This is a genomic window from Gluconobacter frateurii, assembly GCF_002723955.1.
Lineage (GTDB): Bacteria > Pseudomonadota > Alphaproteobacteria > Acetobacterales > Acetobacteraceae > Gluconobacter > Gluconobacter frateurii.
Genome location: NZ_BEWN01000003.1, coordinates 476,700 through 503,295 on the forward strand (window position 1 = coordinate 476,700; position 26,596 = coordinate 503,295).

Here is a 26,596-nt window from a genome sequence, read left to right on the forward strand (position 1 = left end):
GTCAAGATGATAACGATCCGGATTAACAACGAGTCACATCAGCTTGATGTGACCGATGACATGCCCCTTCTCTGGGTACTACGGGACATCCTCGGTCTGACAGGCACCAAATATGGATGCGGTGTCGCTCAATGCGGAGCGTGCACGATCCACATCGATGGAATTCCGACCAGAGCATGCCAGCTTCCCGTCTCGCTGATTGGTGACCGTCACATCACGACAATTGAAGCTATTGGCAACACACGGGAAGGAGCCCGCATACAGGCAGTCTGGTTACAGAATCAGGTTATCCAGTGCGGCTACTGCCAGTCCGGACAGATCATGGCGGCTACAGCGCTGCTTCGGGACAACCCGAACCCTACAGACGACGATATTGACGATGCCATGTCCGGGAATATCTGCCGGTGCGGGACTTATGTCCGTATTCGGGAAGCCATCCATCAGGCCGCCAACAATGCGTAAGCCACGCGATATCGGAGCGATATTGAACCGCCGTGCTTTTTTCCGAGGGACGCTTGCTTTTGGCGGAGGAATGCTTCTCTCCGGAATGATCCCAGGGTTGCCTGGTGCGCAGGCTGATACAAAGGGCGTTTTCATTCCCAACGCATTCATTCGGATTGATCGTAGTGGTGGGATCACTCTCATCATGCGTCATGCCGAAATGGGACAGGGCATTTACACCGGGATCGCGATGCTCATCGCGGAAGAACTGGAAGTCGACCTAGAACAGGTCACACTTGAAGCCGCCCCTGCCGATCCTTCCCGTTATACGGACAGTGCCGCGGGCGAGGAAGTAACGGGAGGATCAGCCTCTACACGGGATAGCTGGCTCCCCTTGAGGCAGGCAGGCGCCGCCGCACGGATCATGCTGGTGGCAGCGGCTGCGTCACGCTGGAACGTTCCACCTGAGAGTTGTGCCGCGCAGCACGGACAGATCATTCACGTGCCAACCGGCCGGACCTTATCTTACGGAGATCTGGCGGAGGAAGCCGCCCTTCAAAAGGTGCCTGAAAAAATCATTTTGAAAGATCCTTCAACATTCCGCCTTATTGGAACAAGCCCTCAAAGACTTGATACCAAGCCAAAAAGTAATGGCACTGCCATTTTCGGGATGGACGTGCGCGTTCCCGGTATGAAGATCGGCCGCATCATGGCCAGCCCGATTCAGAGAGGACGGCTGATCAGTTATGACAGCGTCGCAGCACGCGCTATCCCGGGAGTTGTGGATATCATAACGCTTCAAGATGTTATTGCGGTCATTGGTGATCATAGCTGGGCTGCGATCAAAGGTCTGGAAGCAGCAAATCCGCAATGGGATTCCGGCCCGCACGCTGCGGTCTCTACAAAAACTCTCATGGATGACCTGCGAAGGGCTTCAGACAGAACGGGACTGGTTGCGAAGAATACCGGAGACGTTGACGCTGCGTTAGCAGCCTGTTCGCACCGAATTGACGCCGTCTATGAACTCCCATTCCTCGCTCATGCGGCACTGGAACCTATCAATACAACCCTTCATATCCGGCCAAACGGCGCAGATGTATGGGTTGGGACACAGGTTCCTGTTCGGGCACGGCAGGAAGTTGCTAACGCGACCGGCTTGCCTCCAGAAAAAATCGCCATTCATAACCACGTTATTGGTGGAGGGTTCGGGCGCAGACTGGATTCAGGATCGATTGGCCAAGCTGCCAGGCTCGCGAAGCAGATGCCCTACCCCGTAAAACTGTTCTGGACACGTGAAGAAGACATCCAGCAGGACCAGTTTCGCCCTTTTTACTACGACCGAATTTCTGCGGGGTTAAACAAACAGGGGCGCATCGCAGCCTGGAAACACCGCACAACCGGGTCATACGTAACGGCAAGATGGGCACCGGAGGGACTTCAAAACGGGCTTGATACAGATACGGTCGATGGAGCTGTTGAAACGCCCTACGACATTCCCGTCCAGAGAAATGAGTCCGTTCAGTGCGAACCTGAAGGTCTGACGACCTTATGGTGGCGCGGCGTTGGCCCGACGCATAACGTATTCGTTGTGGAAAGCATGATGGATGAACTGGCGCATCTTGCCGAAAACGACCCTCTTGATTTCCGCCGGTCCATGCTTGGCCATTCACCACGAGGCCTGAAAGTTCTGAACGAAGCAGCAAGAAAATCGGGTTGGGGCACGCCACTTCCTTCTGGTCATGGGCGAGGAATTGCCCTGCATTATTCATTTCAGACCTGGGCAGCGACGGTACTGGAAGTGCAAGTTACAGATGATAATGCAATCCGCTTGGTCCGGGCCGATACGGCTGTAGATTGCGGCCCAGTCGTTTTTCCAGATGCTGTTAGAGCTCAGATCCAGGGTGGACTGATCTTTGGCCTGACAATGGCCCTTTACAACGAGATTACTGTAACAAATGGCCGGGTAGATCAGAGTAATTTTCACGACTATCGCATGATGCGCATCAATGAGGCACCCGATATCAGAGTGCATCTGGTACCAGACCTCTCGGCTGACATTGGAGGTATCGGAGAAGTCGGCACAGTGGCCGCAGCTCCAGCATTGGCTAACGCTATTTTTGCCGCCACCGGCCATCGTCTGCGTAAAATTCCGTTTCTTTCTCAGATGGCTGGGAAGAGCGCATGAAGTACTTTCTGCTTGTCTTCGCAGTCATTATGGCAATCTCCGCTCGATCAGCACAGGCACAAACTGACCTGATTGAACGGGGAAAAACTCTGTTTCGGGCGGCTGACTGTGCGGCCTGTCACCTTTCCAGCGATGGTCAGACCTTGTCAGGAGGAAAGGCTTTTCCTCTCCCTTTCGGCACAGTTTATGCCGTGAATATTACGCCTGATCGCGAGACAGGCATCGGGGCTTATACGGACGAGCAATGGCTTAGAATGATGCGCACCGGTGTCGATCGGAACGGGCGGCATCTCTATCCCGTCATGCCTTACACATCTTATACATTCCTGAACGACGCTGACACGTTGGCAATCAAGGCCTATCTCTTCACTCTCAAGCCCGTTCAGGCCAAGGCACCAGAAAACCGCTTACCCTTTCCTTTCAACCAACGTTGGGTAATGACTTTCTGGAATTGGTTCAACAATCCAGACCGAAGGATGACTACGGATCCGCACCGAACGCCGGAATGGAACCGAGGGGCCTATCTTGTGGAAGCACTCGGGCATTGCGATCAATGCCATACGCCGCGCAACTTCATGTTCGGACTGAGCGGCAAGGCTTATGCCGGAACAGTCCAGGTCGGGTGGAGAGCCTATAATCTGACATCAGATACCGAACACGGGCTTGGTGGTTGGAGCGACAGTGAGCTTTTCGAATATCTTTCTACGGGTTATGCCCCTCACCGCGGACCGGCCTCCGGTCCGATGGCCGAAGCAATCGAAAATAGCCTGCGATATCTGCCTGCAGAAGATATCCGTGCCATGATTGTTTACCTGCGAAGCATCCCTGCCCGTCCCAACGGACCACAACGTGGAAAACGCGTGCCAGGTGCAAGCGGCGAGAATGAGGACGTGGGCCGGCATATTTTTCAACAGGCGTGCATGGGATGCCATCTTGAAAATGGGGCCGGGCGACAGTCTGACTGGGGAGCTTTGAAAGGTGCGCACAGTTTGAGCGATCCTGCGGCCACCAACATCATAGGTGTTCTTCGAACTGGCACATCAATCAAGACTGAACATGGGAAAATGGCAATGCCCTCGTTTACAAAGGCTTATACACCCCAGGAATTGGCGGCAATATCAGAGTACGTACTCGGCCATTTCGGAGGCGTTAAAGCTCAGATCGAACCTGACAGGTTCAAAAACTAGGGGGCGTAGACGCACTTATCAAGTGACAGGGCTCGTTGCCTATGTTCCGGAAACGATGGGGGATGTTGCTGTCAAAATAGTAAGCATCTCCTGGCCCGAGGATCGCGCGCTGATCTCCCGCCGTGACTTCCAGCTCCCCGCGGACAATCACGCCCCCTTCTTCACCTTTATGCTGAAGCATGGTCTTTCCGGTGTCCGTCCGAGGCGCATAGGTCTCGTTTAAAATCTGCAATGCACGATTGTTCATGGAGGTTCCGACCTGCCGCAACGAAATGCCTCGACCACCAATATCCCGCAATTCGACGGCCTTGTAGAAAAGCTTACGCTCTTCTGCCTGCTCGAAGGCAAAAAATTCTGAAAGTGACATTGGAAATGCATCGACGATCTGTCGCAGCAACCCGACTGATGGATTTATTGCATTCGATTCAATGAGAGAAATTGTTCCATTTGCGACACCACACCGCCGGGCCAACTCGCGCTGGGAAAGGCCGCGTCGCGTTCGAAGCTCATAGAGCGTTCCGCCAATATCCATTGCATACCATCACTTATATCGTGTGCACTATCTTAAACAGGATATCATTTTCAATGCACCAGAAAATTGGACCGCTTTGTTAACAGGGTTTGTGCCCAATTTTTGAGCGAGTATAACATTCCCCGAGGCGAAATTCCGACAGGATGCGATTGATTGATGGAAAGCTGAAGCCGGATGCACTGGCATAGAAGCTCTATATGCTTCAGACCATGAAGGCAGCAGGCGCTTAAAAAGAGGGTAATGACCTTTTTCCAGGAAGGTGATGGTTGTTGCCCCAGTCAGCAGATTTCTGATGAAAGAGGATTTTTTGACTGCCAGTGTTCGGTTGGGCCTAATCAGCAGCACATTAAGGGACGAAAAACCGTTAATCGATCCTTTCCACTGCTGTGCGTGCGGGCAATCGCCGGGCCCGGCAATGTCCATGGCGCGGCGCGTTTCCTGAACACAAGGCAGTTTGCCGTCAACCGCTCTCCGGTTGGCGCTGGCCCGACCGTGTTCGGCCGGGAATTCGTTGTCTGGACCCAGACGATTCTGGATAACGTGGCTGGCATTAACGCTCGCATGGGTGACCGGGCAAAGGCGAGAATGGCCAGATCTCCATTGGCATCCAGACCTGCATCCGTCTGGACGCCTCTCGGCCTTCACGGCGGAGTTCCGTGCTACACATCCCGATATCATCTTTCGCTCCTCCGAAGGCACAGAAAAAAGACTGCTGCGTCGGCTCCAGCGGGGGCAAATTGAACTCACGGTCGCCAGCCGCCGCAATCCGGTAACTGCCTTGCAGGTCACGCCTCTGTGGCGCAACCGCATCGTGGCGGCGCTCTCCACCGATCACCCTCTGGCGACATGACGGGAAGCCTTATGGCAAGATTTGCGTCATGAAACATTCCTGGTCGGACGTGATAATGCCGGTCAGGATTTCAAGGAACTTATCCAGAGAAAACTCGGTGAAACCAATATCCATCACCTGGCCCTGCCCGGTCGTGAATCCGCGGCCATCCCAAACATGGCGCCCCATGAGGTCAGCAAGGGCCGGATCGTGCTCTGGCACGATTAACAGCGACCGCCAGTCCGCCCGCAAGGCTCTGACCGCCACGAAGCCGCTTGCGGCTCCGCAGTCGTGACCTGACACATACCCCTTTGACTAACCATCCCAAGAAAAACTGACATGCACGCTATCGTAATGCACGAACCCGGTGCCCCGAGGTTCTTGAACTGGTGGAAAGGCCCGACCCGATGCCGGGTCCCGGCGAGGTTCTGGTCGATATGGCCGCGGTCGGCGTCAACTTCATGAATACCGGCGTCCGGCGCGGGATGTTCTGAACGGAAGCCGATCCTCGGCGTCGAAGGCGCGGGCCGTGTCCTGTCCGTCGGCGAAGGTGTCGAAGACTTCCAGGCGGGCGAACGCGTAGTCTGGGTTTACGCCCCCGGCAGCTATGCCAGCCGGGCCGTCATTCCGCCGGCGGCACTCGTGCCCGTTCCTGATGCGATTGACGACCGGACAGCCGCGTCTGTCATGATGCAAGGCCTGACGGCCAGCCATTTTGCGACGGATTTCCACCCCGTCCAACCGGGCGAGTTTGCCCTCGTCCACGCGGCAGCTGGCGGGCTCGGCCTGCTTCTGACGCAGATCATCAAGATCCGGGGCAGCAAGGTTATCGGCCCGGTATCCTCGCAGGAGAAGGTCGGGATCGCGCGTGAGGCCGGTGCCAATCATGTCATCGTGGATGCTGGCAGCAATTTTGCCGAAGAAGTCGTGCGCCTGGCTGACGGCGAAGGCGTGCATGTCGCCTATGACGGCACGGGTCCCGTGTCGTGGAAGGCATCGCTCGATGCGCTGCGTCGTTGCGGCACACTCTGCTGGTTCGGCCCGATACTGGGCGGCCCCGGCCCGGTCGAGATCACCAGCATCCCGAAGAGCATCAAGATCGGCTATGCGGTCTTCGCGGCATCTACGCGCTGGCCGACATCGCCCGTGCCCATGCCGACATGGAAAGCCGCAAGACGACCGGTAAACTCCTGCTGATTTCCTAAAAAAACCGGAAATCCGGGATTGCCCGGGGCACGCAGCCGTGCAGCCCATAACCAATTTTTGCGGGTTTGTGCATTATATTGCTTATTTGTGCGGTATTTGTTAGAGACCGTACATGAGCAAACTTTCACGGCAACATCGCCTTCTCGCCATGCTGACCGACACGGGCGAACTGCTCGTATCAGAAGCTGCGGCGGCTCTGGGCGTGTCGGATGACACCATCCGGCGCGACCTGTGTGCGTTGGAAAAGCAAGGCTGCCTTCACAAGACACACGGCGGGGCCGTGTCGATTGATCTTGGCGGCATGGCCCGCACGACACGCTCCAGCCTGCTTCCCGAGCAGAAAAAACGGATTGGTGAAGCTGCGGCTGCGGCGGTTCCGGCGGGGGCCACGCTGTTCCTTGACGCTGGCAGCACGACGCTTGCAATGGCAGAAGCTCTGGCAGTACCGGCAACGGTCATCACCAATTCGCTCGACATTGCCAACCGGATAGAGGGACGGCCAGCACTCCGGTTGATCCTGGCAGGTGGGGAATGGGATTCCCGACAACGGCTGTTCTCCGGTGCAGCAGCCCGGTCCGTTCTGCGCCTGTATCGCGCCGACATTGCCATCCTCGGGGCCCCGCGGAGCGGTGACAGCAGGCGAGGAACGCGACGCCGACATGAAACGGAGCATGATGGACACTGCCAGCGAAGCCTGGCTGCTCGCCGATCATCTCAAATTCGGCCACATCGAACCGCATCACGTAGCAGACCTGGCGCAATTCTGCCGTGTCTATTCGGAGCGCTCCCATGTTGGCCCCGACATGGAGCACGCGGGACCAGAATTCATCGTAGCATCCTGAAGGGGCATCGGATCATGAACCAGTTTCCTCCCGTCATCCGCGTCGGCCTGATTGGCTACGGATTTGCGGGTAAGACATTCCACAAGCCCCTGCTGATGGCCGAACCGCGCATGCGGATTACCCGTGTCGCATCAAGCGACAGCGGGAAGGTGCATGCTGATCTGCCTGACGTTGCGGTTGACGCCGAGCCTGCAGCCCTCCTGACGAACGAGGATGTCGATCTTGTCGTTATCGCAACGCCGAACGAGTACCATGCCCCCCTGGCACGACAGGCGCTGCTTGCTGGCAGGAACGTCGTCGTGGACAAACCCTTCACGCTAACCCTGGCGCAGGCGCGTGAACTGGTGGCGCTGGCAGCCCGGCAGGACAGATTGCTGTCCGTCTTCCATAACCGGCGCTGGGATAGTGATTTCCTGAGCGTGAAGAATGCGATTGCAGGCGGACTGATCGGCCGGGTGACGCATTTTGAATCCCATTTCGACCGCTTCCGACCCGTGGTTCGCAAACGCTGGCGCGAAGGCAACGAGCCGGGGGCCGGCCTGTGGTTCGACCTTGGCCCGCATCTGGTCGATCAGGCGCTGTGCCTGTTTGGCCTGCCCCGCTCCGTGCATGGCGACCTGATGATGCAGCGTGAAGGCGCCCTATCGGACGACTGGGCGCATGTCGCGCTGGAATATGACCGGCATCGCGTGATCCTGCACGGCAGTATGCTGGTTGCAGGCGGGGTGCCGCGTTTCCTCGTACATGGCGAGAGAGGCAGCATCCTCAAACGCAGGCCGGACGGTCAGGAAGCCCAGCTTCTTGCAGGCATGACCCCTGGCGATGCTGGCTGGGGGCATGATCCCGACCCGCTTCTTGCCTATGACGGAAATGGATCGGAGCAAGAGATTCCGGCACTCATGGGCGATCAGCGACGTTACTACGCCGGCATCGTGGACGCACTGACAGGTATTGGTCCGAACCCTGTCCCGCCGATTCAGGCACTGGCCGTGATGGCCGTGATCGAAGCTGCAAACCGGTCCGCCCGTGAGAAAGCATCTGTAGGGCTGGATCTCACCAATGAGGAAATCGCCGCATGGCCATAGCAGATGACCTGCGCATGATCGCGCAGCAGGAGCGCGAACTTGCCTTTGCAAAATTCGATGAGGCCGATGCATGGCAACTGGGCCAGTTCCTGCGGGAATGGGGACAGACGAACCGGGCGCCGATCGCCATAGATGTCCGGACCTTCAACCGTCCTCTGTTCTTTGCCGCCCTACCCGGATCGACGCCGGACAATACCGACTGGATCCGGCGCAAATGCAACGTGGTCGATCGTTATCGGCGGAGCAGTTACGCAATCGGGCTTGAAATGAAAGCGAAGGGCGCGACGCTTGAGGAACGCTATGGTCTGCCGCTCCTTGATTATGCCCCTTATGGCGGCGCCTTCCCGATCGTGCTGGACAAAACCGGCGTGATTGGCTCCGTGACCGTCTCGGGACTGGATCAGCGCGAGGACCATATGCTAGTTGTCACGGCGCTCTGCACGGTTCTCGGGCTGGCCGCGAAGGAATACACCTTCGAAGCAGTCACGACCTGACTACTTATCACTCCAAATATGGGCATCCATGATGCCGGTCCCATTTTTTTCGGGTGGCCGCTCCCCTGACGGCATCAGTCCGTCATGAGCGCGGCATATGTCATCTCAGAACCGATCCAAAAGAAATGAGCCGGGTGCCTCCGGTTTGCACCCCATTCATTCGGCGACGTTACCGGAAACACGCCACACAACACCGCCCACATCGTCTGCCACCAGCAATGCGCCCGAACTGTCAATCGCGAGGCCGACCGGTCGACCATGCACATGCGCTTCGTCGGCCGTCAGGAAACCCGTCAGCACATCAACCGGCGGCCCGGACGGCTTCCCATCAGCGAACGGCACATAGATGACCTTGTAGCCGCTTTTGGGGCGGCGGTTCCATGATCCATGCTGTGCGACGAACAGTCCATGACGCCAGGCATCCGGAAGCCGGGTGGCATCCTGGGAAAACGCAATGCCGAGGGAGGCCGTATGCGGGCCAAGCGCGTAATCCGGCGCAATGGCCTGCGCGACGAGATCTGGTCGCTGCGGCGAGACCCGTGCATCAACATGCTGGCCATAATAGCTGTAAGGCCAGCCGTAGAATGCGCCTTCCTTGACCGAAGTAATGTAGTCGGGGACGAGATCACTACCGATTTCATCGCGCTCGTTGACCACCACCCACAGGGCACCGCTCTCCGGCTCAAAAGCCAGACCGTTCGGATTACGCAGCCCCGTCGCATAGGGCGTCAGCTTTCCCGTGTTCAGATCAAGCCTGTCGATCCGCGCCCGCCCTTCCTCGACATTCATCCCGTTGTCAGCGACGTTGCTGTTGGACCCGACGGTCACATACAGGAAACGTCCGTCCGGGCTGGCGAGCAGGTTTTTCGTCCAGTGATGATTGTAGCCGGCCGGCAGATCCGCGACCTTGGTTCCCGGCGTATCAATCCGCGTGTCCCCTTCATGATAGGAAAAGCGCAAGATTGCATTGGCGTTGGCAACGTAGAGATCATTGCCTACCAGCGCCATTCCAAACGGCGAATAGAGATGATCGAGGAACACCATGCGGGTATCTGCGATCCCCTTGCCGGTAGTATCGCGCAGAAGAATGATCTGGTTCGGGCTGTCTCCGCCTGCGCCAACCTCTCCCATCACCAGTCCTGCGACGCGATTTTTGAGGGTCGAAATATCCGTTTTCGGCGAATTGCTCTCAGCCACCAGAATATCGCCATTGGGTAACCGATAAAGCCATCGGGGATGATCGAGACCTTTTGCATAGGGCGTAACCGCGAGCCCCTGAGCGGGTGTGGGTACCTTCCCCTGCGCCCAGCCCACAGGCGTCGCAATATTTACGGTCGGAAACAGGGTATGGTTTGGCTGCGGCAGATCGGGATGGGAGCCTGTTCCGGCCGTCACGGGAAGAGAAGCGGCTTCGGGATGCAGGACAATCCTCCATGTCACTGTACCAAGCACAGCCAGTCCGATTATTCCGACACTCCCCAAACGTATCCACGTTTTCATACTATTCTCTCGGTTCGATGTTGCCCGGAAGATCCTGCAATTCCCATTACGATTCAACGCCACCCTTCGGTCGGACGAAGCCCAGAACCTCGGCCAGATGGTCGCGATAGCGCGCGATCGTCTCGTCAACGTGCGGCTCCTTGATGACGTTCGTCGCGAGATATGTTGGAAGCGGTGCCATACCGAGGAACTCGTTGGCCTTATGGAAGGGGAAGTAAACCCCGTCGATGCCCTTGCCTTCGAAGAACTGCGCCGGATCGACAAAGGCCTCTTCCGGGGCGTTCCATGTCAGGGAGAGCATGTAATGCTTTCCTTCCAGCAGGCCACCTGAACCATATTTACGTTCAGGATGGACGCGGCTACGCCCGTCATTGGCGTAAAGCGAGCCATGACCGGCTGTGAAGACTTCATCCACATACTTTTTGACGGTCCACGGTGCACCCATCCACCAGCCCGGCATCTGATAGATGACCAGGTCAGCCCACTGAATATTTTCGACTTCCGTCTCAATATCGTACCCTGCGTCGATCTTTGTCTGCCGCGTGTGGAAACCCGCGTTCGACAGGAGTTCAAAAGCGACGCCGTGCAGCGTATCGTTCAGACGACCATGAGAATGGGCGAAAGCCTTTCCGCCGTTCAGAAGAAGAATGTTTTTCATCGCAATAGTGTCCTGCAAAAAGCATCCTGGATAAGCCTGACCAGAATTCAGAGCCTTGTCCGGAAGCATTTTCAATATGAGAATGTCTCGGCGCATCAGCGGCGCGAGCGGCAAAACAGACCATGGCTACAATCCCTCGTGTCCCTTACGAAGATTTTCATGCCTTGGTCTTGTTCGCAGGCCCCTAGTCCCAAGCGGGCGCAAGACCTGCCGGACTGACAAGACGCCCATCTGGCCGAACCAGCGCCGCAATCTGGGCAAGTTCAGTGTCACTCAGGACAAAATCAAAAATCGCGATATTCTCCTGAAGTCGTTCCGGCGTACTGGTCTTGCTGAGCACAATGGCACCCTGCTGTAGCAACCAGCGCAGGGTTACTTGCGCTGCCGTCTTTCCATGCCTGCGACCAATTTCCTGAAGCACCGGATCGTGAACAACCTTTCCATCTGCCATCCCATAATAGGCCGTAAGTGGAATGCCGAGATCCCGAGCGGCAGCAAAGAGCGCCGACTGGTTGAGATAGGGATGAAGTTCGACCTGATTGGTCACGATCGGCGCAGTGCTCAACCGTGCAGACTCCCGCATCTGGGCAATATTCTGGTTACTGACCCCAATATGGCGGGTCTTACCTGTGTCTTTCACAGCATCCAGCCACTCGATCTGCTGAGACATCGGCACGGTGTCACCGGGCCAATGCAGCAAAAGCAGATCAACGTAATCCAGCTTCAGCTTTTCGAGGCTTTCCTCAACCGAGCGTGCGAAACGTTCCGGCGTATAATTATCCACCCAGACTTTGGTGGTCAGGAAGAAGTCGTTGCGGCTTATGCCGCTGGCCTGGAGCGCATCCCCAAGAACTGCCTCATTGCCATAAATCTGCGCCGTGTCGAAATGACGAAACCCCGCCTCCAGAGCCGCCGGCACGATGCGCGCAACCTGTTCGTTGTTCATACGGAAAATACCAAGACCCAGGGCCGGTATCGACGCGCCGCCTGTTTCAATCGTCAGCATATTCATTTCCCTTCTGTTCCCTACGGAACATGATGAACTTGACAGGCTTTGATAATCCGTCGCTTCTCCATGGAACTTGTGAACCTGTTTCATTAAAGGGGCGCTGATGGATAACCGGATTGGCGAAATGCAGATGTTTCTGCGTGTCGTGGAAAGCGGCAGTTTTTCGGAAGCGGCTCGCCTGTCGATGACAACGCCCTCAACGATAAGCAAACTGATCGCCCGCGTTGAGACACGGCTTGGCGTACGCCTGCTCGAACGTTCGACACGCCGCCTTTCCGTCACGCCGGAAGGGCAGCTTTACTACGAACGCGCTCAGGCACTGATCGGCGATCTTGACGACATGGAGCATGTGCTTACGACAGGATCGGTTCGGCCAGGCGGCATTATTCGCATCAACGCTTCGGTGGCCTTTGGAGCGCTGGCGGTCGAGCCTCTCCTTCCAGAATTCTGGTATGCCTATCCGGATATCGTCGTTGATCTGTCGCTCTCCGATGAACTGACGGATCTTTACCTTGATCGTACGGATATCGCTTTTCGGGTCGGAGCATTACAAGACTCGAATCTGACAGCCCGGCATATCGGCACGGCACGACGTAAGATTGTCGGATCGCCAGATTACCTGAGCCGGTTCGGCACGCCGCAAAGCATTGATGATCTGGACCGCCACAAATGCCTCGGCTTCAATTTCCGGCGTGCCGCCCCTGTCTGGCCGCTACAGGAGAAAGGCCGCATCGCCGATCGTATCGTCCGAGGCCCCCTGCTCGCCAATAACGGCGAAACAGTAAGACGCCTGACGCTGCGGGGTGCGGGACTGGCGAGGCTTGGCGATTACCATGTGCGCAATGACATCAAGGCCGGCCGCCTTGTTGAGGTTCTGGCTCAAACGGACGCGCAGGACGAAGAAGAGATCCATGCGCTCTATCTGGGCAGCAAACAAACGCCCCAGCGCGTGAAGGTATTTCTTGACTTCATCATCCCACGCCTCCAGGCATATATGCGTGCCTAACCTACGTTGGTTCACTTAATTTCGGCTGTTCTGGGCTCCAAAAGCCGACTTGTCCACGTCGCCTTTTCTTCTTTCGGAAATAGGAATTTTTTCCTATCCAGATCAACATAACATCAGGTGAAGAAAATAGTTTATCAGTATGGGTCGCTGGAAGATGTCATGCAGCTTATTCACTTAGGCAATTTTGCATCATGCGCCGAACGACAGATCAAGACGTAGCTTAGACATCAGAAATGGTTGCAAGCCTGCATGAGTTGAAATGCCTCTCGCAGAGAGCGCCAGAGATGATCGGACTGTCTTTCCCGGAGGCGCCTTTATACGTGGACGAGTGCCTGCGGTACATGCCTCGAAAAGACCTTTGCGGGTCTTTTTTGTACCCCTCTCCTATGTCCGATAATAAGAATTAACGGGCATAGGGTGCGATTTTTAGGAAAAGACAAAGAGTTACCTTTTCACAAATATAAGGTAAAATCCTCAATGAGAGCTGTCGAACCTCCACGTTAGCAAGAGTTCCTGTATATTTAGCCGTCGCTCCATCGCCATTGTTCTCGCGATCATCAGCACGGTACCCCAGAACACCGTTTCGCAGCCTTGCAGACAAACATAGTGCGTCTCATGCGGTCTATTAGGCTCTTGGAGCACCGCGGGCCCGAATGACACCTCTTGGCCAGGATGAGAGCGCGAGAATTCGAAACCAGCTGAACTGGCAGCGCGACATTCCTCAAGTCACAGTAAAACGTGCTATGGTTAGCCTTTAAAAAGACGACCTGTCATCACTCAGGCCCATATCCAGAATGCTTTTGCAGCAAGGCTCCCACACGCCTTGTTCAACCTAACGGCGAAACCGGACATAGACGGAGTTTCATTTGACGAAGCGCTAATGCATGCCCCGCCAGGAACCACCCGTCCGGAGGAAATGTAGCATGCCGTTACGGAATCGGAGATTGTCTTCAGACCGACGGGCCCAACGCCCGCGCTCAGAAGGAAGAACCGGGCCAATGATTGCCTATTCCTGATCGAGTGTATTTTTGACAACTCGGCATAGAAGATAGTTATTATATTCTTTTCGGAAAATAGGAAATTACCATATTACTTACTTTGTAGGTCCTTTATTTTCTTATATTCTAAAATATTAATCAATACATACCTTGGTATAATAGCCTTATTTTAGGTTGTCAGGATAATGCATCGTCGGTCTCTACACGTCGACACCGATCGTAGGCGGCGTAAACCAAGCGTATTGTGAAGACGATGATATCTGCTTCGGCCGATCATACGCCATCAGGTTTGCATCAGGCCAGGCCGCTAGATTATTGCAGGCTCCTTTTCAGACGGATTGGGGGCGGCTTCAGACACGATTAAACAAAGCTCGTTCAACCTGAATAGAACCCTTGTCCCGATGAAGCGTCTTATACTTTCTACCGTGATGACCTTTTTTATCATAGATATAGCCCGCCTGCCCCGAGCAATTGCGCAGGCCACATCGCATACAGTGGAAACACGAAAGGCATCGGGTGCACCATCCATTGTTCCGGTGCTGAAACATCCGATGCTGCGAAATCGGCACACACACTTGGCGCCTCCACCAACACCTGCAGAAAATATTATTGTTAAAATACACCGACGGCGTTCGGCTGACGGCGTCACCGGCCTGCAGCCTGGAGGGGGACTGATCAAACCCGAAACAGCAGCAAAATCTGTCAGCACAGTGAGCCGTGACTTCATTCAGAAACAGTCACCAGCTCAAAATCCACTTCAACTTGTTGAACTTCTCCCCGGTGTTGTCGTCGGCTCTGCCGACCCCTTCGGTCTAACGGGAGGCACAATCTCAATACGTGGGCTTGATCAATCCGAGATGGCCATGACCTGGGAAGGCGCACCGGCAACTGATATCGGGATATACACGATCGACACATCTGAATTCGCGAGCAATGAAGATCTGGAGGATGTGAGCGTTCAACAGGGATCACCAAATTCAGACACACCGACGATCAACGGGTCTGGGGGATTGGTATCGTTTCGTGACCGCGACCCATCGCGCAAAATGGGTGGGTTGGTGGCACTCGGCTATGGCTCGTTCAACTATCATCGCGAATTCGCACGATTTGATACAGGCGAGATCGGCCATAGCGGCATCCGAACCTACGTTTCATACGCCAACCAAAGGGATAATGCGTGGCGCGGCCCGGGGCACGACTCAATCTGGAATCTGGACTGGAAGGCAATCAAGGAGTGGGGTGCCAACAACAGGATCAGCTTGGTCGGTGCGTACCGCCATTCTATCGAGAATACATGGCCTTCTATGACAATGACTGACTGGAAGACCTATGGCCGTAGCTTCACGTGGGACCGTCGATACGCCTTCGGATCCGAAGGCGAGAATTACTGGCGTCTCAACCGCAATCCCTATGACAACATGCTGCTAAGCGCGCCATCACATTTTACTCTGACAGATCGCTGGCACGTTGATTTCACTCCTTATTTCTGGCACGGCGAAGGCAACAATTCGACCGGTGCCTTCGTAAATAATACAAACGGAAATTTCCTGGGAAACGAACCCCTCACACCGGTCCTTACCCTTCCTTACGCGCAACCAGCCAGCGACGGGACCGAAAACGCCATGACCCTTATGGCCTACCGGAACATACAGTACCGAGGCGGTTTCACGGCCAAAACAGACTACAGGATTGGCAATCATCATGATGTCTATCTTGGATGGTGGTTTGATTATTCAAATGACCACGACTCTGCAGTTCTTTCGCCAGTAAACTATAACGGTACGCCACTGGATATTTTCGGGACCACAGACAATATCAAGCTCTCTGACGGCCAGCTTCTGGCTTATCAGAACATTTCCACCATTACGACAGTCAATGCTCTTTTCGCTGGCGACCATGCGACTTTCCTCAAAGGAAAGCTGGTGATGGATGCGGGGATCAAACTTGCAATGATCAACCGGAACGGCACCAACGAGCTTCCCGGGCCGCAATACAAGGTGGTTCTCAACGATTTCCAACCGCTTCCGGCCCTCTCGATGCGCTATCAATTCAACAAGAGACATCAGATATTTGCAAGCGTTTCGACCAGCTTTCGCTCCCCCTCAACCCCTACACTTTACGATGCATATTATGGTCAGGGTATCTCGTACCAAGGCGTGAAAAACCCCAAGGACGAATATTCCATATCCGAAGAAATTGGATATCGTTATAATGGTCCAATTCTTGTCGCCAGCGCGACTTACTTCCATTATAATTTCACGAATAGGCAGATCCAAAGTGCAGTGACCGGCACGAATGGAGGCGTTACCGTCGATCTTAACGCTGGTGGCCAGAACTCCAACGGGGTGTCAGTCGAGCTAGGAACCCGACCAATTAACCACTTTCGACCCTATCTGTCTGGTCAGTATTTGCATGCCACGATCGACAATAATATTTCTGGTTTGCCAACGGCTGGGATGACTGCAGTACGATCCCCGCGCTGGACAGGGGCGCTCGGTGTCGACTGGGACAACGGAACGTTCTTCTGGAACTACAATATCAGGTATGTCTCGCATCAATATTCGACGCTGATAAACGACGAATATATGCCCGCTTATTATGATATGAATGCCGCTATCGGCGCACGACTTCCAAGTTACGGTCCCTTGAAAAGCTCCACAATCCAAGTGAATTTCATTAATCTGACCAACAATCATTACCTCTCTGGCATTCAGACCGTAACAACAAATGCCACCACGACCCATGGTGTTACGGGCACTGCACCAGACTATTTGGTAGCACCGGGACTTGCTGTGATCGCGACCCTGAAGGCAGGTTTCTGAGACCCAGCACCTCGAGCCGAACAATAACACTGATGGAGGTTCTAACTGTAAAGAACCATGCTCTTCCTGGTTAGGAAACGACGAACGCTTTGTAATAGGTAATCTATGTTTCCCCCTGGATGGGTCGAACAGAAGAAAGCGGCGCACTGCTCTTGGGTCCACCAGTATCAACGCACGGTTCCTGACTTGGCTGCGGCCATGATCGTCGGGGAGGCGGTCGGGCTCCTAGCGCTGATGACTATATGGTCAAGCAGATTGATCCTGTCGAACTGACCACGCTCGATCTGAATTAAAATTAGAAATCACTGCACCGGGAGCGTTCACTGTGAGACAAGCCGGGACCACATATTTATCCTTTCTCGTACGTGAGCTCGTGCACCTTGTCTGTATTACTCTGGCGTGCGCGATCACGGAGGTCGTCTGCTATCATGATGCTTCGCACGTCTATGCTGCCATTATGACCGGGAATACCATTGAGTTGGGTTGGGCTCTGGCAGAAGGAAACCTGTGTAGGGTGTTGCTCATTGCCATCGCACTCAGCTCTTTCTTTGTTGGGTGTATCATCGCCAGCATCTTTCGCAGTCAGTTAAAATCCGTCAGGCGTGTTTATTGGTTGATGGTATTATTACTTGCCGCGGCCATAGCGGCTCGCACCAACGCATCGTTGCGCATTCCGCTCGAACTTCCCCTGCTTGCCTTTGCCCTGGCCTTACAGGCAGAGGGCATTTCGCATTTTGCCAACGTTAATCTGCAAACAGTTGTCGTTACAAACAACCTCGTGAAATTCGCGAAAACCTTTACAGCGCGATATATTAATCCATCACAGGATATCTCCAGGATCCCGTCGCGCGAAGAAGTCCTTATTCCGGGAATTTGCTGGGTTGCGTTTTGTGCTGGTGCTGCCCTTGGAGGCTTACTGATTGTCCATCTTGCGTATCCATTGATTGTACCGCTTGGCCTCTTAATCTTCCTTGCCCTGAGGCCGGGCTAAACCCGATTAAACGAGAATTCCGACGCAAATACTTTGATACCCACAATGGTCAATACAATGCATCTGCACTTAATCAGTTAATTATAATCTTATAATAAACTATATATGAATCATTTTTATTATATATACATAGTTATAATACATATCCATCGTAATTATATAAGATATTTAAAGCGATCATACCAAAGTATGATCGCCGATAACGATGATTTATTCTATTCATTGTTGTTAATCTACCGTGATCGTCCAATTTCGGAGTATCGGTATCAATCGCGGTTATGAAAAAGGAGGGCATATAATGACTGATGACCTACCATGGGGTGTCTCTTCAGCCGACGAAAATCCGCAGCCACGCCGTGACAACCGTGGTGGCACGATACAGGGGCCACGCAATCTATCCCTGGAGCGCGAAAATCCTGACCTCCTAGCCTCTCCCGACACAGATGCCGGAACTATCCCGAATTTGAAATTTTCCTATGCGATGGCACGAAATCGCCTCGGAACAGGGGGATGGGCACGGGAAATCACGGTTCGTGAACTTCCAATAGCCACGACGTTGGCGGCAGTAAATATGCGTCTTAATCGGGGCGGATACCGCGAGCTTCATTATCACAAAGAAGCCGAATGGGGGCTGATGCTTTCGGGGCGAGCGCGCGTTACGGCGATTGACCCCCAAGGGCGTAACTTCATGGATGACGTCGAAGCGGGTGATATCTGGAATTTTCCCGCTGGAATTCCCCATTCCATCCAGGGGCTGGATGATGATGGCTGTGAATTCCTTCTGGTCTTCGATGACGGAAGTTTTTCCGAGAACGAGACTTTTCTCATAAGCGACTGGCTCGTTCATACGCCGCCTCACATTCTGGCCAAGAATTTCGGAGTACCGGAGAGCAAATTCAAAGATTTGCCTCGCGACGTAGAACATACGCGCTGGATTTTTTCTGGAAAAGTTCCCGGTCCTATCGAGCAGGATAAAGTGCATGCGCCGCAAGGGGAAACGCCAGTCAGGTATACCCACAAATTCATGCAACAGATACCCATCCGCACAGCAGGCGGAAAGGTCAGAATCGTTGACTCCAGAAATTTCCCGGCAGCAAGCACGATTGCTGCGGCGCTTGTTGTTGTTGAACCGGGCAAACTTCGCGAGCTTCACTGGCATAGCAGCAACGATGAGTGGCAATATTTTATCCGCGGAAAAGCCAGGATGACCGTCTTCGCTTCCGGGGGAAAGGCGAGGACCTTCGATTATAGCGCCGGAGATGTTGGCTATGTGCCTTTTGGCATGGGCCATTATCTTGAAAATATTGGGAACGAGCCTCTTGTCTTTCTGGAAGCCTTTAAAAGTTCTGTTTTCACGGACTTTTCTGCCAACCAGTGGCTTGCTCTCTCTCCTCCCGAGATGGTGAAGGCGCATCTCAATGTTGATGATGAAACGGTGGAAGCACTTTCAAAGGCGAAGCCTCTGATCGTTTGATGCCAGCTAAAGATCTCAGGGGAAATGGCTGCTACAAAGCGTCCTGCATGATAGCATAATGACGTCCCATTCGTCGGCAGTCCCTCCTCTGCATCCGCGCAGGTCGATAAAAAGGGAAAAGGCGAACTGAAAGGAACGACCGTGCCTGTATTGATACGTGGCAACGAGCCGGGACAGTTTCAAATGTACTGGCTTCGACTGGCAGCCGGGGGCATCGCGTTATTCATTTTTTTGATAAACACGATGACACCGCTACGCGATGCGTTCGCCGTGCTCTATGTACTAGTCGTTCTCCTGATCGCCAATACCTGTGGTTTACGCACCATAATCATTACTGGGTGTGCCTGCATTGTCCTGACCTTCGTTTCCTTTTTGATCAAACATTTTGGCGAGCCGTTTAATGGCGCCTATCTACGGCTCGCGGTCAGTATCACTGCGATCGGGGTGGCAACGATGCTCTCCGTGCGAGATCGACGGACACGCGACGCGTTGTCCGAACAGGTTCGTATGTTGGCGTTTACCCATGATACAGTTATCGTGCGTGATGCTGAAGATACTATTATCGGCTGGAATGATGGTGCTACCAAACTGTATGGCTGGCGCTCTGACGAAGCAATCGGAAGCAAAGGTGCAGTTCTTCTTCATGGCAGGAATATTTCCTCGCGTGCGACAGAAGAACTCCAGGCTACCGGCCAGTGGAGTGGCGAAATTACAAGAAAACGCCGCGACGGACAGTGGATCGTCCTCGATGCCCGCTGGATTGCGCGGCTCGATAGCAGCGGCAGGGCCTGCGGTGTCATAGAATTCGGCGCGGACTTAACAGAACAGAAGCAGGCAACTGCCGAGCGGGAGCGTTCTGAGCAGCAATATAGCGCAATTTTTCAGGCTGTCGGGTTTGCTATTTATGAAGTTGACTGCTCGATCATCAATATTCTGGCACATGATGCAACCGGATTGTCCGTAGATACCCTTCAGAAACGTCTCGAACAGCTTTCCGACAAGCCTTATATCCGCGATGCAAACCATGCGGGGGCAGAACTGGCAGGTCAGCCCACCCCGCGCGATATGGCAGGAAAATCGATATCCGCACTGTTCATCGATCAGAAAGTCTGGATCGACATTCTATGCAGCATCGTAAGGGGGAAGATCGATTACACAGTTGAAACAACATTTACCGGTCCTGAAGGGCGTCAGGTTGATGTGGTCCTGCGTGTCACACGTCCAACGGCCGACATTGGGTTTCGCAGGATCCTCGTCATGGCACTCGACGTAACGGAGCGTAACGATGTGCAGATGAAACTACGGGCTGCCCACGCTGAACTGGCACATGCCGACCGAATTACAACGCTTGGACAACTGGCTGTCTCGATTGCACATGAGGTGAACCAGCCCTTATCCGCCATTACAACCTTCGCAAATTCAGGGCAACGCTGGCTGTCTCGAACCCCGCCAAATATCAGCGAAGCTCTCGCCTGCTTCGATCAGATCGCAGCTAACAGCAGCCGGGCGGCAGAAGTCATTACACGCGTACGTGCCCTGACCACAAAGGAAACAAGCTTTCACACGGAGTTGGATCTCGGAGACTTGGCAAAAGAAGTGACGCTTCTTCTTCGCCAGGAAAGTGCCGGAAAGCAGGTTGAGATCAGAACATATTATGACCCGGCCACCTCTCTGGTTTCGGGAGATCGGATACAACTCCAGCAGATTATCATGAACGTCATGATGAACGCCATCCAGGCAATGAGTGCTATCACGGATCGGGCACGGATTCTTGAAATCCACATCAAGCCAGCCCTTTTTCCCAAGACTGGTGCGCTGATGAGTTTCCAAGACACAGGGCCAGGATTCAACAGTTCCACCGAAGCGGATCTTTTCGAACCTTTTGTAACGACAAAGGCACAAGGGATGGGCATGGGACTTTCGATCTGCCGTGAGATAGCCTGTATGCACGGCGGAGCCATCGAGGCGGCAAACCACCTTCCGTACGGAGCTGTAGTAACGGTTACTCTCCCCCTCCCCGCGACATCCAATGACAGGCCAAATGATGCAATTCGCTCCTGAAAGAGATGCGACTATAATTGTTGTCGACGATGATCCAGGCATACGGGCCTCATTGGACAGTCTTTTTCGGTCTCTGGATCTACGTGTGAAGACTTATTCGGACCCATCCGAATTTCTGGCTTCGGACTTACCATCTGGTGACTGCTGCCTTATACTCGACGTACGTCTCAAGGCTAGCGACGGCCTTGAATTCCAGGCATCACTTGGACAGTCCGGGATAAATATCCCGATTATTATTATTACGGGCCACGGGGATATACCGATGACTGTCAAAGGAATGAAGGCAGGCGCAGTCGACTTTCTGGCCAAACCGTTCACAGATGAAGCCATTCTCCACGCTATGGGCAATGCTCTCAAAGCATCGCGTCGCATGCGCCAGATTGCTCAGGAACGCACTGAAATCGAACAACGGTACGAACGGCTTTCAGCACGCGAACGAGAGGTCATGGCGCTGGTTGCGAGCGGCCTGATGAACAAACAAATCGCGGGGCGACTTGAGCTTAGCCTGATTACCGTCAAAATCCATCGGGCAAGCGCCATGAAAAAGATGGAGGCTGAGTCCCTGGCCGAATTCGTAAGAATTGCCGAATTTCTCGGCATCAGGGATGAATCCATTACGCGCTACCATAAGAATGGATGAATAGGCCGCCATGTAGTGGCTTCCCCTGATAAATCAGGGACGAAAACCTGACTGCGGATTGTGGCAGATAGAACCTAAACGACCTATATTAACTGACGGACTAGAAAATGTTCTTGGGGGATTCTTTTTGTGAGAAACAATAACGAGTCCTGATTAGATAATAATCCTGTGTTGAGCGGAAGACGCCAGAGACATGTGAGCCGTAAGTAACTCTGCACCAATACTGTTCGTTGGATTTAGAGTTTTTCGATAGGCGCGGCACGCTAATATGACACGTACTCGCTTGGCGTCTTTTCTACCGCTCCTCCCGCCCTACAGCCGTGTTTCGGGCCCTAAGGCCGAAACCTAAACGAATGTCCGCCTGGCGCATTAAACCAAAGTACAATAGTCCTTCTTTTAGGAAACACTCATTGTCAGGGGGTGCAATAAAGGAAATGACAATGAGTTCAATGCAACGTCGAGGTTTTCTTTCTGCCGCAGGTGCTCTCGGATTTGCGGGAGCAGCCCACGCCGCAACGTTTGGAAACCCGGATCGTCCAGCCCAAGGGGCACAAAACGCTCGCTCGCCCTCCAGTACGTCTGACCCAGGCCCTAAAAATCCTGCCCTCGCGTCTCAGTTCCCGAACTTTCAGTCTCCCCCCGCTACGGATGTGGACGGAATGCCCCTGTTCTGGGCTTCATTCAACAATGCACATCGACGTATCCAGAATGGTGGCTGGGCCCGGGAAGTCACGCAGGATGACTTCGCAATCTCGGAAGATATTTCCGGCGTTAACATGCGCCTCAGTGCTGGTGGAATCCGGGAGATGCACTGGCATCAACAGGCCGAATGGGCGATCATGCTCTATGGAAAATGCCGGATTACAACGCTCGATGAACAGGGCCGCCCCAGTGTAGAGGACGTTGAGGCAGGCGATCTCTGGTATTTCCCTCCCGGTCTTCCACATTCCCTTCAAGGGCTAGGTCCTGACGGCGCCGAATTCGTGCTTGCCTTCGACAACGGAAAATCGTCGGAATTCAATACGCTTCTCGTAACCGACTGGATCGCCCACACCCCACCTGAAGTCCTTGCGAAGAATTTCGGCGTGCCGGCGGAAGCGTTCAAGGGTATCCCGCTCGACAATCTCTGGATTTTCCAAGGCGATACCCCCCCTGACCTCTCTATGGACCAGAAAAGTTCCCGGGTGGGACCTGGCACCGAAAAGGTCATCTATCGTCTGGCCAAATCCAAGCCAATTTCACGTACTCGTGGTGGGCAGGCTCAAATTGCCGACAGCCGGAATTTCCCGATTTCAAAAACTGTTGCGGCGGCACTGGAAACGATTGAAGCGGGGGGAATGCGTGAGATGCATTGGCACCCAAACGCTGACGAATGGGCCTTCGTGATCAAAGGCAAAGTGCGGGTGACCGTCTTCAACACAGGGCCCAAGGCACAGACGACTGATTTCAACCCTGGTGACGTCTGGTATATCAAAAAAAGTCTTGGGCACTACGTTGAAAATGTCGGGGATGAAGAAGCCCAGGTGATTTCGGTCTTCAAGTCAGACCGTTTTGCTGAGGTTTCACTGTCTGACTGGCTCACCCATGTCCCGCCGGAAATGGTGCGTCAGACCTTAAATATTTCTGCAGAAACACTTGCCAAGTTCCCGGTCAGCCGACCGGATTTTACCCCCATCTGACTGTTTGGACCCCTTCGATGATTCCGTCGAAGGGGCACTATCAAGAAACGTAGTTGAGGAAAATTATGGGCTCTTTAAGTGTCTGGCACTGGGCAATCGTTCTCGGGGTCATGCTCGTTCTTTTTGGCGGAGGAAAACGTCTTTCCTCCACCATGGGAGATCTCGGAAGAGGTTTGAAAACATTCCGGAAGGAAATCAGTGATTTCGGCTCCGAAGACGCGCCGCCCACTATTGAAGACAAGCGCGTGCCCGTTGCAATACATTCCGTAGAAACCGTTTCTAATCCGTTACGGGAACCCGAATCTGTGCCTCACCATGAAGTTGTGGTCGAGATATAATAAGGCTTCATGATTGTGTATCGAATGGTTTCCTTTTGCCCCATATTGAGGCGAGGTTTTTTATCTGCTGCCTATCCAGTCTTGAGGTTTCTCACTCCAAAGCAGAGATTATCACTAGTTTTCGCAGTAAGTCCTTCATGCACAAGGACAGCAGATCACACATGCCTTCCTACAATCGCAGGAGGGCTAGATAGACCCTCGCCGAGTTCGCAGCAGAACTGTTCTATGGAGGAGAATATGTCGGTGCACATATCCGTGGGCCACAATGGATACTTAGCGACGAATCTGAAACGTGCAAATCACTAAAAGAAAATCTCGAAAAAAAATGGCCGAATAGCTTCAGAATTTAGGGAATAAAGAAGAAGAAATGAACATCACCCCCGAAAATACAAATTTATGAAGGTTTCATCTAGTCCGCCTCCCTTTTTATGCACAACGCACAACTCTTCCCTATATTGTAAATATATCTGCCATTCGACCAAACCGGTCAATATCTAAGTGTATCAAGAGACGGAAGAGCGTCCACTTATCCGAATTACTGTAAGTACTATACTTCCTCATCGTTCATGGTTGGCCTCCCCATTCATAACTGCGCCGAGAGCAGGTATTTGTAAGACGCGCCTATATCCGGGACGACCCATGATTACGATTGGGCACGCATGAATGCGCCCTCTCGTATTGCAGATTTCCCTTAAAATAACAGTCATCTGTCCGGATCGTGTGTCTGTTTTCCTTGCCTTGCGGTCGGAAGAGAGCAACGATGACAGACAGACCCAGCCAGTCCGTTGCCCCGGCGTATCGGCCGCCGGAGTCCGAATTACGGCTTGTCATAGGACCCAATACCCCCGACCCGCGCCTAGTGGCATTCGTCCACTTCATGGGCCGCCGCGGGGCACGGGATTGGTTCCGGTCGCAACAACAGGAGCAGCGCCGCCGTCCTGGACCGTAAGGGATACCCTATCATGAAGGCCGTGCTTTATGCCCGCTATTCGCCCGAAACCAGCCTGATGCCTCGATCGAGGATCAGTGACGGCCTCTACCGGCTTCATGCAGAGAAGCAGTCGACAGCTACACTGACCGGGCGATCTCCGGCGCCTCCCTGCTCTGCCCCGGCATTCAGGAACTGATCCAGGACGCCACGCGCAGCCGCTTCACGATCGTACTAGCCGAAGCCATGGACCGGTTTTCGCACGACCAGGAAGATATCACGGGCCTGTTCAAGCGGATGACCTTCTCCGGCGCGCAGATTCCGAGGGAGACGCCCCACATCTGCATATCGGGCTCAAGGGCACCATGAACGCCCTGTTCCTCAAGGATCAGGCCGAGAAGGTCCGGCGAGGGCTACGCGGACGCGTCGAGGACGGCAAGTCCGGCGGTGGCAATTCCTATGGCTATGATGTCGTGCGCCAGTTTGACGTCAGGGGTAAGCGCATTCGCGGCGACCGGACCATCAACGAGGACGAGGCCCGCACAGTCTGGCGGATCTTCACCGATTACACGCGGGGCAAGTCGTCGCGCACGATCGCCATGGAGTTGAACCGTGACGGCGTTCCGGGGCCACAGGGACGCGAATGGGGGCCATCCACCATTCACGGCAATCGGGAACGCGGCACCGGTATCCTCAACAACGAGATGTATGTCGGGCGCCTGGTCTGGAACGGGCTGCGCTATCTGAAGGATCCGGATACCGGCAAGCGCGTTTCACGCCTCAATCCTGAATCCGAATGGGTGTTTCAGGACGTGCCGGAACTGCGGATCGTCGAGCAGGATCTGTGGGATGCCGTGAAGGCGCGCCAGGCCGAGACAACCTTCAGCCGGCCGGAACGGGGAAATGAGGCCCTCAGTGAGCGGCGGCGTCCGCGCCATCTTTTTGCCGGGCTGATCCGCTGCGGCTGCTGTGGCGGTGGTTATAGCATGATCTCGAAGGATCTGCTCGGTTGCTCGATGGCGCGTAACAAGGGCACCTGCGACAACCGCCTCAACATCCGTCGCGACGCACTGGAGGCCTCGGTGCTGAGCGGCCTGCGGACGCACCTGATGGAACCTGACCTGTTCAAGGAATTCTGCAATGAGTTCACCCGCGAGGTGAACCGCATGCGCATGGAACTGGGTGCCGACCTTGCAGCGATGCGGAATGAAATTCCTCGCATAGACAGGGATTTGGATAAACTGCTGAATCTTATCCTTGCCTCAGATGACATTGAGGCCTCCAAGCGGGTCATGAAGAAAATGACGGCACTGGAAGCCCGCAAAGAGGAGTTGGAGCAGAAGGTTGCCAACACGGAGGAACCGCCTCCCCTGCTGCATCCGAACATGGCGGATATCTACCAGCAGCGGATCGCATCTCTCTATGAGAGCCTTCAGGCCGACGAGACGAAGACCGAGGCAGCCGAGCGCCTGCGCACACTCGTCTCGCAGATCACGCTGCAGCCGGGGCCGACGGCGAACTGGCGATCATCCTTCGCGGCGACCTGGCGGCGATCCTGCAGTTCGCGGCGCACAAGAAAAACGCCACGGTCCATCCGGACAGTGGCGTTCTTGATGCGTTCGTATCGCAAGTATCGTTGGTTGCGGGGAACCGCACACTACGATCCCGGCGAAATGTGGCGAATGGTCATT

The 26,596-nt window shown here is 54.3% G+C and carries 21 protein-coding genes and 1 pseudogene; 17 read left to right on the forward strand and 5 right to left on the reverse strand.

The window, feature by feature from the left end; translation table 11 throughout:
• Positions 1-6 precede the first annotated feature (6 nt).
• From GFR01_RS10700 to GFR01_RS10710, 3 genes are read left to right on the forward strand one after another with little or no spacing between them, the layout of a single operon-like run.
• Positions 7-462 carry a (2Fe-2S)-binding protein gene (locus GFR01_RS10700; RefSeq protein WP_099182450.1) on the forward strand — a complete coding sequence of 152 codons (456 nt, stop codon included), beginning with the start codon at positions 7-9 and terminating at the stop codon, positions 460-462.
• Positions 455-2,626: a xanthine dehydrogenase family protein molybdopterin-binding subunit gene (locus tag GFR01_RS10705; RefSeq protein WP_099182451.1), complete on the forward strand. Its 2,172-nt coding sequence runs from the start codon at positions 455-457 to the stop codon at positions 2,624-2,626. The genes GFR01_RS10700 and GFR01_RS10705 overlap by 8 nt, the downstream gene beginning before the upstream one ends.
• Positions 2,623-3,813, forward strand: a complete 1,191-nt coding sequence (locus tag GFR01_RS10710) for a cytochrome c (RefSeq protein WP_099182452.1) — start codon at positions 2,623-2,625, stop codon at positions 3,811-3,813. The genes GFR01_RS10705 and GFR01_RS10710 overlap by 4 nt, the downstream gene beginning before the upstream one ends.
• Here the strand turns inward: GFR01_RS10710 and GFR01_RS10715 are convergent.
• Positions 3,803-4,345 (reverse strand): cupin domain-containing protein, encoded by a 543-nt coding sequence (locus GFR01_RS10715; RefSeq protein ID WP_007283959.1) that lies wholly within the window; start codon positions 4,343-4,345, stop codon positions 3,803-3,805. The two genes, GFR01_RS10710 and GFR01_RS10715, sit on opposite strands and share 11 nt — an antisense overlap.
• A gap of 27 nt (positions 4,346-4,372) precedes the next feature.
• On the reverse strand, positions 4,373-4,768 hold the full coding sequence (locus GFR01_RS16010) for a hypothetical protein (RefSeq protein WP_244902265.1): 396 nt from the start codon (positions 4,766-4,768) through the stop codon (positions 4,373-4,375).
• Between the two features lie 69 nt (positions 4,769-4,837).
• Here GFR01_RS16010 and GFR01_RS16015 point away from each other — a divergent pair.
• The 4 genes and pseudogenes from GFR01_RS16015 to GFR01_RS10740 form a co-directional block, all read left to right on the forward strand.
• Positions 4,838-5,387: pseudogene (locus tag GFR01_RS16015) on the forward strand (LysR substrate-binding domain-containing protein); the annotation flags it as partial.
• 291 nt (positions 5,388-5,678) lie between these two features.
• On the forward strand, positions 5,679-6,371 hold the full coding sequence (locus GFR01_RS15855) for a zinc-binding dehydrogenase (protein WP_456303674.1): 693 nt from the start codon (positions 5,679-5,681) through the stop codon (positions 6,369-6,371).
• A 121-nt stretch (positions 6,372-6,492) separates the two neighbouring features.
• The gene (locus GFR01_RS15860; protein ID WP_218016660.1) at positions 6,493-8,307 is read left to right on the forward strand and encodes an oxidoreductase; all 1,815 of its coding nucleotides are present in this window, start codon (positions 6,493-6,495) and stop codon (positions 8,305-8,307) included.
• Positions 8,298-8,801 (forward strand): heme-degrading domain-containing protein, encoded by a 504-nt coding sequence (locus GFR01_RS10740; RefSeq protein ID WP_099182454.1) that lies wholly within the window; start codon positions 8,298-8,300, stop codon positions 8,799-8,801. The genes GFR01_RS15860 and GFR01_RS10740 overlap by 10 nt, the downstream gene beginning before the upstream one ends.
• A 156-nt stretch (positions 8,802-8,957) precedes the next feature.
• On the opposite strand, the gene GFR01_RS10745 is transcribed toward GFR01_RS10740, so the two are convergent.
• The 3 genes from GFR01_RS10745 to GFR01_RS10755 form a co-directional block, all read right to left on the reverse strand.
• Complete coding sequence (locus tag GFR01_RS10745; protein ID WP_099182455.1) at positions 8,958-10,301, reverse strand: PQQ-dependent sugar dehydrogenase; 1,344 nt, start codon at positions 10,299-10,301, stop codon at positions 8,958-8,960.
• Positions 10,302-10,347: 46 nt separating this feature from the next.
• Complete coding sequence (locus tag GFR01_RS10750) at positions 10,348-10,959, reverse strand: NAD(P)H-dependent oxidoreductase (RefSeq protein ID WP_099182503.1); 612 nt, start codon at positions 10,957-10,959, stop codon at positions 10,348-10,350.
• A gap of 184 nt (positions 10,960-11,143) precedes the next feature.
• Positions 11,144-11,965, reverse strand: a complete 822-nt coding sequence (locus tag GFR01_RS10755; RefSeq protein ID WP_099182456.1) for an aldo/keto reductase — start codon at positions 11,963-11,965, stop codon at positions 11,144-11,146.
• A 106-nt stretch (positions 11,966-12,071) separates the two neighbouring features.
• On the opposite strand from GFR01_RS10755, the gene GFR01_RS10760 reads away from it, so the two are divergent.
• The 10 genes from GFR01_RS10760 to GFR01_RS10815 form a co-directional block, all read left to right on the forward strand.
• Positions 12,072-12,974: a LysR family transcriptional regulator gene (locus GFR01_RS10760; protein WP_099182457.1), complete on the forward strand. Its 903-nt coding sequence runs from the start codon at positions 12,072-12,074 to the stop codon at positions 12,972-12,974.
• A gap of 1,399 nt (positions 12,975-14,373) precedes the next feature.
• Positions 14,374-16,794 (forward strand): TonB-dependent receptor, encoded by a 2,421-nt coding sequence (locus GFR01_RS10770; RefSeq protein ID WP_244902258.1) that lies wholly within the window; start codon positions 14,374-14,376, stop codon positions 16,792-16,794.
• A 373-nt stretch (positions 16,795-17,167) separates the two neighbouring features.
• Complete coding sequence (locus GFR01_RS10775) at positions 17,168-17,785, forward strand: DUF1275 family protein (protein ID WP_244902263.1); 618 nt, start codon at positions 17,168-17,170, stop codon at positions 17,783-17,785.
• A gap of 298 nt (positions 17,786-18,083) precedes the next feature.
• On the forward strand, positions 18,084-19,259 hold the full coding sequence (locus tag GFR01_RS10780; RefSeq protein WP_099182458.1) for an oxalate decarboxylase family bicupin: 1,176 nt from the start codon (positions 18,084-18,086) through the stop codon (positions 19,257-19,259).
• 243 nt (positions 19,260-19,502) lie between these two features.
• Positions 19,503-21,320 carry a PAS domain-containing sensor histidine kinase gene (locus tag GFR01_RS10785; RefSeq protein ID WP_099182506.1) on the forward strand — a complete coding sequence of 606 codons (1,818 nt, stop codon included), beginning with the start codon at positions 19,503-19,505 and terminating at the stop codon, positions 21,318-21,320.
• Positions 21,304-21,960, forward strand: a complete 657-nt coding sequence (locus tag GFR01_RS10790; RefSeq protein ID WP_244902264.1) for a response regulator transcription factor — start codon at positions 21,304-21,306, stop codon at positions 21,958-21,960. The genes GFR01_RS10785 and GFR01_RS10790 overlap by 17 nt, the downstream gene beginning before the upstream one ends.
• 440 nt (positions 21,961-22,400) lie before the next feature.
• On the forward strand, positions 22,401-23,639 hold the full coding sequence (locus tag GFR01_RS10795) for a cupin domain-containing protein (RefSeq protein WP_167384242.1): 1,239 nt from the start codon (positions 22,401-22,403) through the stop codon (positions 23,637-23,639).
• A gap of 65 nt (positions 23,640-23,704) precedes the next feature.
• Positions 23,705-23,977, forward strand: coding sequence for a twin-arginine translocase TatA/TatE family subunit (gene tatA, locus GFR01_RS10800; protein ID WP_099182460.1), 273 nt, complete (start codon positions 23,705-23,707; stop codon positions 23,975-23,977).
• A 1,099-nt stretch (positions 23,978-25,076) separates the two neighbouring features.
• A complete protein-coding gene (locus tag GFR01_RS16235; RefSeq protein ID WP_373317625.1) occupies positions 25,077-25,274 on the forward strand; it encodes a hypothetical protein in 198 nt (65 codons plus the stop codon).
• Positions 25,271-26,596 (forward strand): recombinase family protein (locus GFR01_RS10815; protein WP_408870384.1); only part of this gene is annotated, 1,326 nt, incomplete at its 3' end. The genes GFR01_RS16235 and GFR01_RS10815, both read left to right, overlap by 4 nt.